The organism is Sphingobacterium phlebotomi (genome assembly GCF_008180195.1).
GTDB classification, from domain to species: Bacteria; Bacteroidota; Bacteroidia; order Sphingobacteriales; family Sphingobacteriaceae; genus Sphingobacterium; species Sphingobacterium phlebotomi.
In genome coordinates, this window is the sequence record NZ_VTAV01000004.1 from 100,200 (window position 1) to 116,101 (window position 15,902).

Consider the following 15,902-nt stretch of genomic DNA (forward strand, 5'->3'; position numbering starts at 1 on the left):
TTAATTTTTATTCGTTAATGCCATAAACAAGTCACGCCACTTTTTCATGATGGCTTCTTCCGAAAATTTTACGGAATGCTGTTTTGCCTTGCTACCCATTTCTTTGCGAAGCGCCTCATCCTTTGCTAATCGGATGATAGCATCTGCCAAAGCTTTCTCATCTCCGGTTCTGACCAAAAAACCATTTTCACCGTCCTCGATAATATCACGGGGACCACACTTACAATCATAAGAAACCAACGGTACACCATAAGCCTGCGCTTCCAATAATACCATGCCCAAACCCTCATATCGGGAGGAGAGGATATACATCGACGACTGGAGATATTCTTCAAAAATATTCCGTTTGGATTCATTCAATACTACGACATCTGTCAATCCTAATTTATCAACCAAGTTTTGCAGATCTCTATTGTTGACACCTCCACCGAAAAGATGGAGCTTCCAGTCCGGACATTCTGGATATACATATGTCCAAGCCCTTATTAAACTTTCGAAATTCTTCTGATAACCGTATCTTCCAGCTGCAACGGCCATTTTATTATCCAGCGCGGCAGTTTCTTGCGGCTCTACGGTATTGGCATTGGGAATGACTATGATATCGGAAAGCTTCCCCCAATCGGGCTTATCCTCTTCGGTCAGTACGACAAATTTGTCAAACTTGCGTAGCATACGCGCATCCAACCACGTATGAAGCTTACCAAACCACCCTTTATCTTTTCTAGAATCTATCCATGTAAAGTGAGAAGAATGTGCCTCCAAAATCTTTTTACTCCCGTCTTTTATAAAAGGTAAAACAAAAAGTTCTCTCCCGAAAGTAGAGATCACGATATCTGGTTTGTATTCTTTTAAGAATTTACGTAGTCTCTTATAATGCCTCAGCATACGTTTCGGTACTTCGCACAATTTGCTCAAAATGGATTTATCGTCAAATCCTACATAATGAATACGCAGATCAATGAATCTGATCTTGTCCGACATAGCATAAAAATGCCCTTTACCCAATTGATCGGTCGTCACGATGGTGATGTCGTGACCCGCCTCAGCGAGATAATTCGCCTTATTGGCAATAACCCGCGTCAACCCACCCGAGTACCAGGTATTAAGAATACAATAAACGATCTTCATGTTGTGTTAAAGGTTTTTTAATTGTTTCTTCGATAAACTCATCCAGGCAAAAGAAAAGCGCGTAAATAAAAAAGATATCCGTTGCTACTTTAATCCAAAACAGAAACGTCATCGCGATAAGCACCAAAAACATGGTAGCATATGTTGGCGATTGACGCATAAAAAAATATCCGTTGTATATAAAAAATAAGGCGAAGATGGAAAATCCGGTGAGTCCTGAATACAAAATAAATCGACAATAGCCGATATCTGTCCCGTAAATAAAACTACCAAAAAGACCTGAACCGATAATCCATGTTTTGGTGTCCTCTGGCCATATCCACATTTCATTGTTCAGTTTATCAGTAGAAGCGGTTTTCCATTCCCCTTTCTCCACCAGATTGAAAAAACCCTCGAAGGCAAAGCGCATATGCCCATAAAAGTCATCGTTGATATAGTATAAATAAGTTGATATGGCGATGGCTATCAACAAAGTAATACCAAACCAGATCCCTAAGTGTATGGCACTGAAACGGATTTCCAGACGAAATAGCCCAGAGAAAATGATAAAGTACAATATGGCTGCTGATAAACCAATAACGGTTGTTCTGGAGATCATATTTCCGATGACGGCAACGGTAAAAAATGCCACTAGCAACAGCACAATACGAACGCTATGCCGGCGCACCTGCTGATCGTGGCATATTAAGGCTATAATCAGCACCAAGACCACGGCAAAACGCACGCCGGCCGAGTCTAGTGCCGCCCCTATACCATACAGCCTGTTTTTTTCTTCATAAAATTCCTGTCCCTGACTAACATAACTGTCGACAAGCAGCTGAAAGCTTTCGATATTATCAATCAACAATGCCAATACACACTGAACAAAACAGACGGCCGCCAGATACAGGACTAATATCTGAAAAGTGTTTGTGCTGTGCACTTGTTTTATTAACATGCACACCGCGTAAGCGCCTGCAAGCCAAGCAAAAAAACTACCGATATAGGTTACGTAGGAATAATCCGATGTATTATTCACGTCGGTAGCGATATAGCAAGCCAATGAAAAAAACACCGCAAAACCAATCGCACCCAATAATCCTCTCGATAACACAACCCCTCTTTCTTGTATACTGTTGTATCCAAAAAGTATACCTCCAGCAAGCCCCAACACCATCTTCGTATTGATAGAAGCCGGTAAAAACGTAAAACCAATAGGAAACAGGTAAAAACTGACCACTATCCCAACTACAAAATATAATATTATTCGCACCATACCCTCTTATTATTTATAAAGCACTCCATACACCATGCGTATAATCAAATAGTAGTGGAGTTTAATCATCCAAAACTGTTTCCTCCATGCTCCCCATTGTATCAGGCGGATCCGTAACGACTGTACATTGTTGCGCCAAGCGTACTTATTGACTTCAGGAAACCAAGTACACCATTTCTGATACCGATTATTTTGATTCGAAATCAATAGCGGTAACTTGATGTTCAGTTTCAACAAGCCAAGTTTCTCCCCAACATATTCTGCATGTACACCTGTTAAAAAGAAGCGTTCTACTTCTTTTATATTCTCCGTGACCTCTTGTATATGTTTATCTGAATAGACTTTCGTCAATGACGCCGGATTCAATTGGCCATAGTGATATAAAGCAAGAGGTAGATAACTTACGCGCTCTGCTAAGGAAAAAAGTTTGAACATCACCATCATATCCTCGCCCATGTTCATCTTCGGTATAAAGCGAATCCTGTTCTTTTCGTACAGAGAACGTTTCACCAGAAAAAGCCACAGATTCCAGCGCATCCTACCGTTCAACATCTGCGTAATTGCTCCATGAGGCGTAGAGAAATAAGGTTGCCGCATTAAACGTTCCTTTTTGGCAAAAGCCAGATACCAGTCAAATCCGATAATGTCTGCTCCGGTACGTTCAGCTTCGTGTATGGCTAGTTCAATAGCATTCTCGTCCAGCCGGTCGTCCGCATCTACGTAGTAAATATAGTCGCCGCCGGCATGCTCCAAGCCACTATTCCGTGCGGCCGCCACACCTTGATTCGCTTCGTGATTAATCACTTTTATGACAAGGTTATCCCTATGACCCATCGCTTTCTCAAAATCTTCGATAACGTGCAAACTAGCATCCTGACTACAATCGTTAACGAATATCAACTCTAAATAATCATACGACTGCTTTTCCAACGCTGCCAAGCAGGTATGAAGCGTATCTGCAGCATTATAAACAGGGATAATTATTGAAACGTAGCTATCTTTTACCATCTTCCCCGCCCCTTTACTATTCTTTTTAACTTGCTAAAGCCCCTTTTCACGAAATTATCCAGTTTGTAAAGCTTCGTCTTATATAAAATCATACTATTCTTCGGGAAAGAAAAATTATTTTCTTTAGCTAGTAAAACTATTTCCTTCATTAATACGTCATCACTGGTTAGCACCTTTATGAAATAAGCATTTCTATATTTTTTGTAAATATCGAGATCAAAAATATCTGCATAATGGTGAAGCTTACCAGCGACCTCCAACGTCGCTAACGTCCGTAAGCATTTCCAACAAGAGGAACAATTGATAATTCCTATATGATTATCCGAATTGATACAGACATCCAACGAGATATATGATTCCGGAACTGCCGTTACCCGAGTCGTTTTGTCTGCTCTGGTATATTCACTACCGACCGACCTCGCTTCCAAATTGCTAGTGGATAGCATGGGCAATATAATGACATCTGCGTAAGCCATATCTTTTGACGGGCCAATAAAAACGTCCAAAAAACTGTAAGTAGACGCATATAAGTATTTTCCAATTCCCTTTTGAAGCAATAACGCGACGGAGGTATTTCTTAATGTATGTGTAGGTTGAAACCACGTCACATGACTATAAAAAGAATCTAAATTAGAATCTACCTTCAAAAAAGGAAGGCCTAAATCTCCAGCAATAGAACGCAGTCTACTATATCGTTTATCAAACAATTCTCCAGCTCCGTTTCCATGAGAACCTACATTGTTAAACAAAAGGTGGGTAATCTTATAGCTCTCCGGAACTTTCGAATCAACATAATGATCTGCAAGGACACAATAAGAGTCTACTCCACCGGAGAAGCCAGTCAAAACACCTTTTGCTGTTGTGTACACCTCATCGACCAAAACGTCCACATAAACATTTATCTTTTTCAAATAAGGGAACATACTGCATAAAACAGACTGCAGCGGCCCCATTATACTATAAAATAACTTGTCGGAAACTTTGCCCTTGATATAGATGTCCTCTCCTCTCTCCATAGCCGGTACCAAAAGGGCAACTAAAGCAGCATCGCTTCGTTTGGAGACCATATCCAGATACATTTTATCCAGACTATACCATAACGGCTGAAAGTTACCTGCAATTTCTACATCCACCTGATAGAGCAACTGATTCCCTCGTTCAAATAATTTTGGCACACTTATTTTCATCTTATATCCTCTCCTTATATGTAAATCGCGACATCCGCCCACCTGTCAACAGAGCTAATAGCTTAGGGCTGATGACTTTAATCAAATAATACAATCCTATACACACGAGCACACACAGGCATGGTACCATAAAGTACCCGATAAGCTTGCCCCAACCAAAATCGTAAATCGGTAATCTAGTCCACGCTCCTTTTAACCAGTTGATAATATAAACTTCGTGTGCGACGTAGATAAAGAAAGAGGTTGGCGCAAGCTTTGCCAACGTAGTGCGCAAACGTTCGTTATTGTTTAGGTAATCAAACAAGTTAATCACACCGACAACGCCGACCAAAATAAAAGCCCGAACGATATATTCGTGGTATGTTTTCCCATTCATCAAGGTGGAAATAAGCAATAGCACAAGAGCCAACACCATGCTTATGTTTTTGAAAGGCGCCATAATAAGCAATAAGTTTTGTTTATACATCGCAAAATAAGCCCCTGCTCCAAAAAATAGGATCGCCGTTGAACTGAAACCTGTCACTCCAGTGTTGTGCACCCCAAGATAAAATACTACAGACAGGATTAATCCATAATGTTTAAGATATTTAAATCCATAGTAAAATAAGGGAGCAACCAGTGTCATGCAGATGAGATCACGCATATACCAAAGCGGAAAATTAATCGGCATACCCCATAACAGCTGATACCAAGAATTATCGCGGATGGTCGCATATTCCGCTTCGCTATTGATTACACTTAGTCCGAATTTTAAGAATATATAATGCTTCGCAAATATGACGCCGACCAAAATCAAGTTCCAAAGCACATAGGGTATCAACAGGGTTCGGATTTTCTTTTTTAACTGTCCGACATACACTGAACTATTCCACTCCACTAGTTTCTTGAACAAATAATAACCTGAAATCAAAAAATAGCAACGAACCGAAAGTCGAGCCAAATTGTGGGAAATCATTTCTGAAATGAGCGTATAAATGTCCTCGCTGTTCCAAGACAAGGTTACGGTAGGCGTATCAAATGAAACCATATGCGCAATTACCACCAGATAAATCAGTGGGAAGCGCATTGATTCAATGACGCCCGATAGTCTTTTCTCGGCTTGCAAATACTCCATCAGTTCACGTGTTTAAATATGTTTGCTACCAGACCTAAATGTTTGCTACTGAATTTTCGGGCAAATAGCGCATCCGATTCTATCAATTGGTCGTGGTCCTTTTCTTTCCAATCGGTCAATTGCCCATTAGCCCAACCTATCTTTCGCATGCAACCAGCTCCCTCGTCATGTGGATTATAAAGACGAGATTGAAACGGCGAATGCCAGCAAAGCGTCTGTTTATAAATTTCATCGCTGCAAAATGTGTGATGATATGTTTTCATGACTTCCTGTTTCTTCGCTAAAAGGTATTTCACAAATTCGTGGGTTACACTTACCCACTGTGTTCCTTTTTTAAAAACCAAACCTTTATTCCGTTTGTACCTCATTACGTACTGCGCACGGATAAACAAAAAGCGCAATGCTTTTTTAAATAAACTAATCCCTTCTCCGGTGAACTTAAAGTCTCTTGGGAAGAGGTGATATTTATGAGTTTTCCGTTCTACCTCTTTCGCGTAATCGTACTGCGAAAAACCGATAAATTCCTTTCCTTGATGCGTATTAAAAAAACGATGTATTTCATCCTGTCCTTTTAAGGGCATATCTACACCAGACAGCAGATGATAATAATCGTAGCTTTCCTCTTTTACCGCCTCCGCAAATAATACATATTCGGCTTCCACGATCGATAAGTCTCCCCACCGCACATCAATACGTTCTTTGGTGAAAAACAACCTTGCTTTTTCAACCTTGAGCGTGGGTATGTCCACGGCCTTATTGTCAAAATGAATGAAAATATCATTACGCACGTCGTCCAATGCCTTGACGAGATAGGTCAAAATCGTAAATTCGTTATGAGCAATAATGAGGTATGCGTGTTTCATCCTTTCATGCTGTTAAGTTCTACTATCTTATTAACCAATTCCATATCAACTGCGCTAAATTTCCGGGCAAATAAACAGCCTGACTGAGCCAATTCTTCATACTCCGCCATCCGGTACACCTTGGCATTGGCACTGCCTATCGCATGCTTTAGTAAATAATCGTTATACTCTATTCTAAAATCTAATCCAGATGTGGATAACTCGGTAGGAACAAAAAATTCATCTCCACATAAGGTATATTTATATCTTTTTAAAACTTGTTTGTGGATAGACAGCAAATAAGCAACAGCATCGGGCGTTAAGCTCACCCAATTCGAACCATATTGGTAATCCGACCGGCTGTATCGGCGAATATGGAGGTGTTGCTGAATACTTTGCGCTAATCGCCAACCAATTTGTGCTATCCGGCTAATGAATTTATTAGTGTGTGCAAAATAGGGCATAAACAAATTGTATCTATTCATCTTCAAGTCCGACTGGAAGCTACTTGCTGCCATTTTCGGTATAAGCTGCTTACCTTTTTTGGGACGGAAGAAATCATGGATATAATCTTGACTAAATAGCGGTAAATGTACGCCGGATACGACGTGAAAATAGGCGTATTCCGGGAAGCATCGATGGGCTTCCGTAAAGAGTGCATATTCTGCTTTTATTTGTGACACATGACCCCAGCGTACATCCACCCTATCTTGTATAATATGCAACTGAGCATATATACATGTTAATACAGGAATATTTTTCAATTTCTTATCGAAATGGATATAAATATCGTTTCGCACATCATCCAAAGCGTATAGCAGTTGTTGAAGTACTTCGAACTCATTATGGACTATGATTAGGTAGGCATGCTTCATGATATTCCATATTTAAAGCGTCTCACCAATTGCCGGATACTATCCAGACTATATTTCCCCACAGCCGTATTATATATTTTGTACAGACAATGCAGCTGTTTATTTGGTTTCCATTTCGATTTAATGTCCTTCGGTAAACGTTCGTAATAGTGCCACCAAACAGCAAATTGTACCGTAAACGTATCCCAGGGTTTTCCTCCAGTATAATGTATCGTACCATGCTCCTGAACCGCCTGCCAGTCAATCTCCGTATAATATCGCAGAAAAATGTGCTTATACTGGGGCAAATAGAATGTCCGGATACTATTATAATAAGGAGGCAGTCCTAATATTTTACCTGCGCAAAGCTGATTCAACACATCCTGATCAGGGAACTGAAGATGGGGTGTTTTTGCGGCATGCAGTAACTTACCGACCATACCATCCGTACGAAGCTTCTGCAGATTCATCAGCAAAAAGCCCGAATTAATATAATGTCCCGGTTTTACCCCTAGTTTGTCCAAGTAATCGAGTTGACTATTCAGAGAAGCCTCAAAAACAGCAGCAAGATAATAGCCCGTCAAATCAGTTTTATCGTACAAATCTACTATATCATTACGCACCACGACATCACAGTCAACATAGAGCACTTTATCGTATTCGGGTAATAAATCCGGCAGTAGCAGGCGGTAAAAAGCCGCCACGGTATAACGTCCATCCACATAGATATCACGAAGCCGCCCTTTTAGGTTAATATAGGTGACCTGCAACCTATGCTTATCCAATTGTTGTAGTGCCAGCTTCATATTGTCCGGCAATTCCTCCGTTAGCAAGCATATCACACGGAAAGAAGCAGATGAATCACTATGCTCCAATATAGAGTACAAGCAGGTTGCCGCCGGAACAAAGTAGTTGGGTGTAAACGCTACAACTAAAGGAATAGCTTGTTTTCTTAATTCTTGCATCGTTTTCAACTTCCTTGAACAGCTCTATTGTAAAAATCAATAAGTTTATTTGCCTCTATACGGACATCAAAATGATGTTTAGCAACTTCTTGTTCCATATTGACTCGTTCATAGTCCACACATTTATCTAAAATCAAGTCTGCCCAAACCTCTGCCGGTTTTTCAATCGCTTCGTAATAGCTATAGTTTGAAATGCTTGTTTCCTTGGAAACCCCGTCTAAGGATGCTATACACTTCAACGCGGTTGCTTGTGCCTCTACCATCACCAACCCGAACCCTTCACTAAAAGACGGAAACAATAGCACGTCCATTGCCATCAACAGCTGGTTTACATCTATTCTGGCACCCAAAAACTTGACATCAGGTGATAATCCGATTTCTTCTATTTTAGTCTTTAGTATACCTTGCATTTCCCCTTCACCTACAAGCAGCAAGACAACATCTTTTTTCTTATGCTTTAATGCTTTAAAAACTTCTAACAAATAAGGGATATTCTTTAGCGCCGTCAGCCTTCCAACAAAGCCAACCACATATTTCTCGTGGATTTGTAATTCTTGCCTAATGGTTTGCCGAATTAAGGGATCGAATACGTATTCGTGAGGATCGATAGCGTTATATACAACTGTAGCACGCGGCACGTATTTCGAACCAAAAAGTTTCGCGATAGCCCTTTTGCTACACCCCACCCGATGTGTCGCCACCCTATTAAGCAACATCTGTAAGATTTTATTCTTTAAACCCGTATTATCCACGGCGAGGTGGGTATGCGATACGCGTACTCTGGTTCCGGCGAGCATTGCAGTAGCTAGATAAACAGCGGATACGAGTTCTACATGCGCATGTACGACATCATATCTCTCCTGTCGAATTAATCTTTTCAAATACCGTAAACGCCTCGTAATCTTCTCTGGCATCAAAAAAACATGCATACCTAAATCCTCAAAAATCTGTTGATACCGTTGTGTATAGGAGGTTTCAATAGCTACTACATGAAAAACAACATTACCGTGCAGCATATTGGTATAGTAATTATATAACAAGCTACTGATACCGCCTATATCGGCTCTGGTTATCACATGCAATACCTTTATATTCTCCACCTGTGCCATATCTTAGTTTTCTATCCGGTAATAACTCCTGCTTTTTGACAACAGATATGCTCGTTGATCCTGCTGTATAAACGGGCATAAGCCTATCAGCGGAGTCAGGTCTATGTGAATAGGTTCGCTATCATAAGACAGATCTCCTATCGGAACCTCTTGTTCAAAAAGGTTTATTCTTTCTTTAGGCTCTCTACCAACAGACAACAAATAGTCTGCAAACTTAAATTCTCCGCCTGCCACGCTATCCGAAAGTTTGACAGCACAGACCGGTATACCGTAAGCCTGCGCCAATATCAATCCATGTAAGGAACTGGTTACAATTTTTCGACAAGATTTTAGCTGTTTTACAAAAAGCTCGTGGTTATCACCGATCATAATATTGATAACCAACATATTTTTTTCCGATCTGTATTGGTCAACCCACTTAGCATCCCAATCGACATAATGTGGAATAATTCCGTATTCATAAACAGGCTCTATTATCGGATTATAAATCAAGGGCAGCAATAGTGCCGGATCTCCGTAACATACCGGACAGTCTATACCATTTGCTTGATAAACCGCTCTTGACAAAGGTCCTCTAACGGCTAATACCTGGCTTGGTTTGACAAAATCTTCTGTTTTAAATTTATCTCCGATAAACCCTGCACCCCAGACAATCGTCTGCGGACGCGACCATTGACATACGCTACCAATAACAGCATACGAAGTAGTATGCTTTTGGGATGTTTGTTTCAAAAACCGGGAAGGGAATACATCTTTTCCGGACAGATATTTTACTAAAGTAACATTCAATGCGTCGCCAAAATTTCTGCTCTCCGGAAAACCGTCTACAAATATGGGATCGGCAAATGAACGAAGCTGCTTGTTGACCCTATATTTTTCTACAAGTGGTTTTAGTAAATCTTTAATTTTATGCAACATATCCCTGTAACTTGTTTCTATAACTTTGAGTTCATCACACGTGCCGGAATTCCTACCACCGTGACATTAGGCTCCACAATAGATCTGGTAACAATAGCTCCTGCTCCAATCTTTACACCATCTGCTACAATGATATCACCCAATATTTGAGCATCTTGTCCTATATCTACATTATCTCCAATTTGGGGTGGTAAATCTGGGAAACCTCCTTTACTACCTATGCAGCAATTGCCATGTATCGTACAATTTTTCCCGATTTTAGCTTTGGGATGTACGATAACAGAGCCATAATGATATATTTTTAATCCCGTTCCAAAGTTTCTGGCATGGACAAAAAAGCCCAATCTACTTCCTAGTATGTTTTTCTTCCGCTGGTAATAGTATTTCAACAGCTTAACAGGCTTAACCAATGTGTAATATTCCTCACTCCGGAGATATTTGATATATGTTCTGATATAATATTGCTCTGATTTTAGAAACCATTCTATCCAATAGGTCGAAGTCCAAACGGATGGAAAGTAATATCCGTCTGTTTGAATATACGAACTATAACTTTTTGGCAAATCGGGTATCATAGGCATGTCGTATTCATAAATTTATTCCAATATATATTTGGGGTTCAACGGAAAAGGTGCCACGCGAAGCAAACCTTTCTGTATTTCAAACAGCTCATTGTTAATCGATGATTTATCCGTATTTTCTTCAAATAAGGTTAGCCATTTATCATAAGATTGGAGCACTTCAGCTATATGTTCAAATCCATCATATAAGGGTATATCAACCGATGAAAAATAATCATGAAACTTAAATCCATCTGTTTCGATATAGCCTCCCTTAATCCAAAGGGCAGGTATTCCGTACGCATGCGCAACGATGATTCCATGCAAAGACGTGGACAGAATATACTTACATTGATTGATCTCTTCAACTATTTTAGGGATATTCCTCGTCCGGAGATCGATAATAAAGTATCGATCGTCGTAGGCTCTTTTAAAAGAATCGACTTCGCTCCAATGCGGAACAATGCCTAATTCATATTTTTTTTCTTGGCTTTTTCCCGGCAACCAAAGCGGCAGTAACAAGGCCGCATCTCCATACACACCACAGGTTTTTATTCCTTGACTTTCTAATTTGGCATCCGTAAGTTTACCCCTAACTGCAACCACTTCTCCTCCTCTATAACGGTTGCCCTGATTCATAAAACCTGCACCCCATATGATGGACTTTTTGTGTGCCCAATGGATAGTAGACCCAATAGCAACAATTGTGGTTTGCCAGGGAAATATAATCCGTTTACAGTAGGAGAATCTGAAAGTCAATATACTCTTGACAAGAAGTGACAGCCTATCTTTCAAGGATAATTCGATGTCCTTATGTTGAACGGGCATACCTGATAATTCCGCGATCAGAAAAGGATTTAAAGCATCACCAAAATTATCTTTGTCCCAATATATTAGATTTACCTTTTTCACGCACATTTATTTACATCCCCTGCAATTCTGTCAATTTCTTAAAATAAGGAGAAACAACCTGTAGCTTGTTAAAGGTCCCCTCTGCTACAATTTGTCCTTTCTCCATTAAAAAAATCTTATCTGCATGCCGAATGGTCGATAACCTATGCGCAATGGAGATAATCGTTACTTTTCCTTGTAGGGACTCTATACTTTCCTTTATTTCATACTCCGTTTCGGAATCGAGAGCCGATGTTGCTTCATCCATAATGAGCAATTCTACGTCACGATAAAGCTCTCTAGCAATCGAGATACGTTGCTTTTGCCCCCCGGATATATTTACGCCGTTATTTCCCAATAAGGTATTCTCCTTTTCGGGTAGTTCTGTTAAAAAAGTACGAAGACTACACATATCCACAACCCGTTGGAATTTGGTTAAATTAGTTTCTGTTCTTTCGTCCCAAAACGTAATATTCTCATATACGCTAGCATTGAAAATCGTTGCCTCCTGACTGATATAGCCAATTTTTTGCTTATACTGTTGGTTAGAATAGGAAGATATGTGCTGCCCGTTTACGAAGAACATACCTTCGGACATCGGTATCAAGGTACAGATCACATTGATCAACGAGGTCTTCCCCGATCCGGATTCTCCGACAAAAGCCACAGATTCATTTTTCCTAATCTTCAGGTTTATTTGTTTTAGTACCTTGAAGTCGTCATAACTTAAAGAGACATTTTGCAATTCAATGGACGCTATTTGTTCCATCTGATTTTGACCAGGAAATGTCTCTCTATTCTCATCCAGATACTTTTGATAACTGATGATATTTTCTACCGTGCCGGTCCTCGCCAAATAATTATTCCAGTTCATCTGTAAATCAATGACCTTTTGCATGGCCCGATAAAAAAATAACAGAATAACCATCACACCAGAAATTGGCGATTTGAAAGCGAGCACATGAATAGCAATTACAGCTGCAATAACAATGATGGTCAGCGGTTCCCGCATGGCACCCAATCTAGCCCCAATGGTAACCACCGAAATGTTATTCCGGACTAATTTTGTCAATTCTTGATGTAGGCGATCAAAAAGAAAGTAATTCCTTCCTGTAGCTTTTAGGTATTTAAAATGATTGACAATTTCAATAACGATGCCACCATATTTATGGTTATTTTGCGTAATACGACGTGAAAGGTCTTGTGTGCGTGTGTAAAATGCTTTGTAGAGAAAATTAGAAAGCCCCCCGCCTATTGCTACCAAAATAGAAAATTTCCAATTCAGAAAGAATGCAAATCCCAGGTAACTGACTACAAACAAGACATTCTTAATGGTGTCCAAATATTGTCCACAGGCATCAATTACGCGCTCGACTTCCCCCGTTAAGGAGTTTTGCAACCGTCCGACGTCCGTTGACACAAATTCCTTATAGCTTAAATCCCGCAATCCGAGCCCCAAACGCTCTCGCAGTATCTTAGAAAAAATGATTTTTGTTACCCCCACGTATTTGGTTGTATAAAAAAAGAATACTCCCTTTAAAATAAAAAGAACAACAATCATCACCAGTACATTGATGACTGTTACATCTATATGTAATGTGCTAAAGAAATCGTGTACAAACTGCATGCTGCTATCGCCGCTCGTGACTCCTGCAGTACCCTGATCCGCCACTTGCAGTAAAGGGATAAAAAGCGTAAGTCCCAAACTATCCATCAATACCAGTAAAAAACTGAATACCAATAGCAATACTATTCGATATCCGAGATATTGATAGAAAAAATACAGTGCACTAAACCGGTTCTTTAAAAATTGTTTCACTAGAACTCCCTTTCTAACATTCGTCGCAATCCCTGCTCCATCGTATAAGGCGGAACAAAACCCGAAGCCATAGCTTTACTGGAAGAAAACTGCGTTACCGCACAAAATTTCTTTACCCGAACCGAACTGATGTTCCATTTTTTACGGGTGATGAATGCCAAACTATCAAACCCGTAACCACCCAATATCCCCAGCCAGTATGGTATACGAATGGTCGGGATTTTCTTTCCTAAAATGTGTCCTGTATGATGCACCAGATCCTTTGTCGTAAAATCCGGTTTATCCACGTAGTTGTATACCTCATATCCGGTTTTCTCCCGTGTTATTAAAAACCAGATAAACGCCACGATATTCCCAATGTATGACATGGATTTCTTATTATTTCCCTTTCCAATCATCATAAATCGACCACCGGCAATCTGTTTCAACAAATTATACACATTGCCTCGGTTGCCCTCACCAAAAATGACAGTTGGCCGTACAATTTTGATATCCCAATCGGGATGGCTTCTATGCCAAACGTGCAAAACCTGTTCGGCCTGCCACTTACTCTTGCCATAGTGATTGAACGGGTCGATAGTAGATGTCTCATTTGGATTATCTTTATCCAATCCGTATACTGCTACTGAACTGGTAAAAACCAGACGTTTTATACCGTTGGCATCCATTGCTTTCAATGTGTTTCGCATACCTTCCACATTGATATCATAATAGAGCGAAACAGGGCTCACATCATCACGGTGTTCGGCCGCCAAAAGTACCACTACATCTCCTTCTTTGGAATGATAGGCTAACGTCTGCCAGTCCATTACATTTCCGATACGTGTCAATTCCGGATATTTTTCACTATTATTTTTATCGATATTCAATACTTCCACATCGGGAATCTCGAGTAAATTATCTATTAACCGGGTACCGACAAATCCGGAACCACCAATGAGGATTATTTTCATTTAGATTTTATTTTGTATGGAAAAATCTCAAAGAGCTCATAGAAGATCATTGCATTCGCTCCTAGTGTGCTAACCCTTCTTTAATCGTTCCTTTTATATCTCGTTTCGATAGGGTTTGTATAGGCTTCACCACCTCTTGCTTTTGGACGTACTTCTGCTCTATCTTATCGAATACGTAATGAATACTTAGCCATAAGCCCACATCACAGAGGATGACAATGTTATTGCTGATCAATTCCACCATAAGGACATTAAATAGGAAAAAAAACAATACTAATCCTAATATGGACAGCATCGCCGACCGGTGAGACATTCCCATACGCAGGAATTTATGATGTAAGTGGTTACGATCTGGTTTAAAGACCGGTTTGCCTGCACGCCAGCGCACAAACATAACACGCGCCACATCCAGAACTGGGATAATAAGCGTTGAAAATGCCACCACGATAGCACCCTCAGAAAAAGGCTTAATATAGGCGTTGTTCATCGCGAAACTAATTCCCAGAAACGCCATCGAATACCCTAAGGTCATACTCCCTGTATCACCCATAAAAATGCGTCGTCTCCGACCTGTGGCACCGAACACATTGAAGTAGAAAAAAGGAATCAGCATACCTACCGTGATAAATGCAAACAGGGCATGCCACCAAGCCTGATAATACATAAACAGCGATCCTAATATCAAGCAACCCATACTCACCACGCCTGAACAAAGTCCGTCCAGTCCATCAATAAGATTGATGGCATTGACAATCAGGACAACCATAAAAACGGTTAAGGGCATCCCTACCCATGGAGAGAGCGAAACAGCAAGTCCCAATCCGTATAAATCGTTAATCCACAACCCGGAAAGTGGAAAAAAACTAGCAGCAAGAAGCTGAACAACAAATTTCCATTTATAACTTACACCAATCAGGTCATCGGCAATACCGACCATAAAAAGTAATCCTAGACCACATAACAACATCATGAAACTGGGCAGAAGTGCCCAGGACTCCACCTGCATATCCATATTGGCTATTTTGATGACAAAAACCAATGCTACGATAAACAAAAAACACTGTATAGGAGCAAAAGCAACTCCACCCAAGCGGGGAATGATATTCTGGTGTACTTTGCGTTCATTTACCGGATCGAAAAGCCGTTTTTTGTAGGTCACCAGCATGATGACAGGGAGCATCCCCCTACTTAACAGCATGGCAACCATAAAACAACCAACAATCAATACGTTATACATGTTTGAATTTATTCAGAATGAATGTGCATTATCGCAGTATGCATCACTTCCCGTGTTCCAAC

At 40.3% G+C, this 15,902-nt stretch carries 15 protein-coding genes; all 15 read right to left on the reverse strand.

What is annotated here, in order from left to right:
- Positions 1-1,128, reverse strand: a complete 1,128-nt coding sequence (locus FXV77_RS08445; RefSeq protein WP_148918781.1) for a glycosyltransferase family 4 protein — start codon at positions 1,126-1,128, stop codon at positions 1-3.
- Entirely contained in the window at positions 1,103-2,383 is a 1,281-nt protein-coding gene (locus tag FXV77_RS08450) for a hypothetical protein (RefSeq protein ID WP_148918782.1), read from the reverse strand. Before FXV77_RS08450 ends, FXV77_RS08445 begins: the two co-directional genes overlap by 26 nt.
- Positions 2,384-2,392: 9 nt before the next feature.
- Entirely contained in the window at positions 2,393-3,391 is a 999-nt protein-coding gene (locus FXV77_RS08455; protein WP_148918783.1) for a glycosyltransferase family 2 protein, read from the reverse strand.
- Complete coding sequence (locus FXV77_RS08460) at positions 3,385-4,578, reverse strand: hypothetical protein (RefSeq protein WP_148918784.1); 1,194 nt, start codon at positions 4,576-4,578, stop codon at positions 3,385-3,387. Before FXV77_RS08460 ends, FXV77_RS08455 begins: the two co-directional genes overlap by 7 nt.
- Position 4,579: 1 nt before the next feature.
- Complete coding sequence (locus FXV77_RS08465) at positions 4,580-5,692, reverse strand: acyltransferase family protein (protein ID WP_148918785.1); 1,113 nt, start codon at positions 5,690-5,692, stop codon at positions 4,580-4,582.
- On the reverse strand, positions 5,692-6,555 hold the full coding sequence (locus FXV77_RS08470; protein WP_148918786.1) for a beta-1,6-N-acetylglucosaminyltransferase: 864 nt from the start codon (positions 6,553-6,555) through the stop codon (positions 5,692-5,694). Before FXV77_RS08470 ends, FXV77_RS08465 begins: the two co-directional genes overlap by 1 nt.
- Positions 6,552-7,409 carry a beta-1,6-N-acetylglucosaminyltransferase gene (locus tag FXV77_RS08475; RefSeq protein WP_148918787.1) on the reverse strand — a complete coding sequence of 286 codons (858 nt, stop codon included), beginning with the start codon at positions 7,407-7,409 and terminating at the stop codon, positions 6,552-6,554. The genes FXV77_RS08470 and FXV77_RS08475 overlap by 4 nt, the downstream gene beginning before the upstream one ends.
- Positions 7,406-8,353, reverse strand: coding sequence for a glycosyltransferase family 8 protein (locus tag FXV77_RS08480; protein ID WP_148918788.1), 948 nt, complete (start codon positions 8,351-8,353; stop codon positions 7,406-7,408). Before FXV77_RS08480 ends, FXV77_RS08475 begins: the two co-directional genes overlap by 4 nt.
- Before the next feature lie 5 nt (positions 8,354-8,358).
- On the reverse strand, positions 8,359-9,462 hold the full coding sequence (locus FXV77_RS08485; protein WP_148918789.1) for a glycosyltransferase: 1,104 nt from the start codon (positions 9,460-9,462) through the stop codon (positions 8,359-8,361).
- Between the two features lie 3 nt (positions 9,463-9,465).
- Positions 9,466-10,380: a polysaccharide pyruvyl transferase family protein gene (locus FXV77_RS08490; RefSeq protein ID WP_148918790.1), complete on the reverse strand. Its 915-nt coding sequence runs from the start codon at positions 10,378-10,380 to the stop codon at positions 9,466-9,468.
- Positions 10,381-10,397: 17 nt separating this feature from the next.
- Positions 10,398-10,961 carry a serine O-acetyltransferase gene (locus tag FXV77_RS08495; RefSeq protein ID WP_222867751.1) on the reverse strand — a complete coding sequence of 188 codons (564 nt, stop codon included), beginning with the start codon at positions 10,959-10,961 and terminating at the stop codon, positions 10,398-10,400.
- A gap of 15 nt (positions 10,962-10,976) precedes the next feature.
- On the reverse strand, positions 10,977-11,852 hold the full coding sequence (locus tag FXV77_RS08500) for a polysaccharide pyruvyl transferase family protein (RefSeq protein ID WP_187444069.1): 876 nt from the start codon (positions 11,850-11,852) through the stop codon (positions 10,977-10,979).
- Positions 11,853-11,862: 10 nt separating this feature from the next.
- Positions 11,863-13,650, reverse strand: coding sequence for an ABC transporter ATP-binding protein (locus FXV77_RS08505; protein WP_148918792.1), 1,788 nt, complete (start codon positions 13,648-13,650; stop codon positions 11,863-11,865).
- Positions 13,650-14,603 (reverse strand): NAD-dependent epimerase/dehydratase family protein, encoded by a 954-nt coding sequence (locus tag FXV77_RS08510; RefSeq protein WP_148918793.1) that lies wholly within the window; start codon positions 14,601-14,603, stop codon positions 13,650-13,652. Before FXV77_RS08510 ends, FXV77_RS08505 begins: the two co-directional genes overlap by 1 nt.
- A gap of 61 nt (positions 14,604-14,664) precedes the next feature.
- Positions 14,665-15,840 (reverse strand): MraY family glycosyltransferase, encoded by a 1,176-nt coding sequence (locus tag FXV77_RS08515; RefSeq protein WP_148918794.1) that lies wholly within the window; start codon positions 15,838-15,840, stop codon positions 14,665-14,667.
- Positions 15,841-15,902 lie beyond the last annotated feature (62 nt).

Bases quoted from the DNA above. Each gene is read 5' to 3' on its own strand.
- FXV77_RS08515 (WP_148918794.1), bottom strand. From the start codon at position 15,840: ATGTATAACGTATTGATTGTTGGTTGTTTTATGGTTGCCATGCTGTTA.
- FXV77_RS08445 (WP_148918781.1), bottom strand. From the start codon at position 1,128: ATGAAGATCGTTTATTGTATTCTTAATACCTGGTACTCGGGTGGGTTG.
- FXV77_RS08470 (WP_148918786.1), bottom strand. From the start codon at position 6,555: ATGAAACACGCATACCTCATTATTGCTCATAACGAATTTACGATTTTG.
- FXV77_RS08480 (WP_148918788.1), bottom strand. From the start codon at position 8,353: ATGCAAGAATTAAGAAAACAAGCTATTCCTTTAGTTGTAGCGTTTACA.
- FXV77_RS08460 (WP_148918784.1), bottom strand. From the start codon at position 4,578: ATGAAAATAAGTGTGCCAAAATTATTTGAACGAGGGAATCAGTTGCTC.
- FXV77_RS08510 (WP_148918793.1), bottom strand. From the start codon at position 14,603: ATGAAAATAATCCTCATTGGTGGTTCCGGATTTGTCGGTACCCGGTTA.
- FXV77_RS08495 (WP_222867751.1), bottom strand. From the start codon at position 10,961: ATGCCTATGATACCCGATTTGCCAAAAAGTTATAGTTCGTATATTCAA.
- FXV77_RS08475 (WP_148918787.1), bottom strand. From the start codon at position 7,409: ATGAAGCATGCCTACCTAATCATAGTCCATAATGAGTTCGAAGTACTT.
- FXV77_RS08490 (WP_148918790.1), bottom strand. From the start codon at position 10,380: ATGTTGCATAAAATTAAAGATTTACTAAAACCACTTGTAGAAAAATAT.
- FXV77_RS08465 (WP_148918785.1), bottom strand. From the start codon at position 5,692: ATGGAGTATTTGCAAGCCGAGAAAAGACTATCGGGCGTCATTGAATCA.
- FXV77_RS08455 (WP_148918783.1), bottom strand. From the start codon at position 3,391: ATGGTAAAAGATAGCTACGTTTCAATAATTATCCCTGTTTATAATGCT.
- FXV77_RS08485 (WP_148918789.1), bottom strand. From the start codon at position 9,462: ATGGCACAGGTGGAGAATATAAAGGTATTGCATGTGATAACCAGAGCC.
- FXV77_RS08450 (WP_148918782.1), bottom strand. From the start codon at position 2,383: ATGGTGCGAATAATATTATATTTTGTAGTTGGGATAGTGGTCAGTTTT.